This window comes from Maribacter sp. (genome assembly GCF_049667165.1).
GTDB lineage: Bacteria > Bacteroidota > Bacteroidia > Flavobacteriales > Flavobacteriaceae > Maribacter_A.
This window is the reverse complement of the sequence record NZ_JBATHS010000073.1, coordinates 1-1,528: the sequence shown is the minus strand read 5'-3', so window position 1 is coordinate 1,528 and position 1,528 is coordinate 1. Positions and strand designations below refer to the sequence as shown.

At 39.7% G+C, this 1,528-nt stretch carries 1 protein-coding gene; it reads left to right on the top strand.

The window, feature by feature from the left end; translation table 11 throughout:
- Positions 1-303: 303 nt before the first annotated feature.
- A partial coding sequence (locus WBM98_RS04310) for an IS1182 family transposase (RefSeq protein WP_424364796.1) occupies positions 304-1,528 on the top strand: 1,225 nt, incomplete at its 3' end.

The following is a 1,528-nucleotide window of genomic DNA, read 5'->3' as shown; positions in this document are numbered from 1 at the left end:
AGGTACGAAGTTGAATTTTTAAGCAATTCAACTAAATCATTGCTCTTTTTGTATTTTAATACTCGTCTTATTTTTTGAATATCTTTATCTTCCAAGTAGTTTTCTTTTATGTTGCACAACATTTTGTGTATCTTGGAAAGTTGCGTGTTTGAGGGCGAGGATTTTCCGAAGGAAAATCGGAAGCCGGCAAACAAGCAACCAACTTTGTATTAGCTAAAACTAGCAATTTTTTATACACGGTGTGCCTGTTGCACAAGATACAAAATGGTTTTGATAAACGGATGAAATTTCTTATCTTTAGTTATGCAAGGCAAAAAGGAGTATCAAGAGAAATTATTCGCACATTTTCAGTTGAGCGAACGCGTTCCAGAGCACAATTTTTACCGACGTTTAAAAGGCGCTTTAGATCTAGACTTTTTATATAAACTTACCCGTCCTTATTATGGGGAAAGCGGACAAAAGAGCATCGACCCCATAGTATTTTTCAAACTGTGTTTGGTAGGTTATTTGGAAAATATCATTAGCGATCGGGATTTGATCCAACATAGTGGTATGCGTTTGGACATTCTCTACTTTCTGGGATATGATATAGACGAACCTCTACCATGGCATTCCACCATAAGTAGAACCAGACAACTGTATCCAGAGGCTGTATTTGAAAAAGTATTCACGAAGGTTCTCACTATGTGTGTTGAAAAAGGGATGGTGAGTGGTCATACCCAAGCGATAGATTCCGCGCCCATAAAAGCGAATGCCTCGATGGATACTTTGGAGCTAAAAGTACCCAAAGAAGACTTGGATTCCCATTTAAGAAGTATCCGCCATATCAGCTCGATGGATAAAGAGGAAAGGCCAATACGCAAGGCCAAGAGCAATAAGTCCTCCAAAGCGCAGAAAGCAATCACTGCAAGTACGGGAGAATTACAGGCCATAAAAAGTAGAAATGAGAAATGGAGAAAAGACCAAGACCAGCGCCCAGGAGCAGGAAACAAAGGCTCTAAATACACATCCAACAAAACGCACTATAGTCCCACCGACCCCGATGCCAGAATCAGTGTAAAACCAGGGAAGGCACGTAAACTAAATTATATGAGCCAACTCAGTGTCGATACAGGACATCATGTAATAACCGATATTAGCGCCTACCATGCCGATAAAAAGGACAATCAATATTTAGAAGATATTACCAACCGATTAAAATCAAGATTACACCAACAAGGCTTGCTATGGCATAACCTATTGGCAGACACAGGCTATAGCAGTGGGGAGAACTATGCCTTTTTGGAACAAGAGGATTTGCGGAGTTTTATCCCACCCAATGGCACTTACAAAGGAGGTCCAGAAGGATTTGTTTATAATGAAGACCAAGACTATTATGTGTGTCCTCAAGGAAAAGTCATTCCATTTAAAAAAGTGTTTTATGAAGGAGAAAACAATAACAAAAAGAAAGAATACCGAGCCTCTAAGCAAGTGTGCATAGGTTGCCCAATCCGAACAAACTGTTTAAAACGGAGTCAGGAAAAGCGCA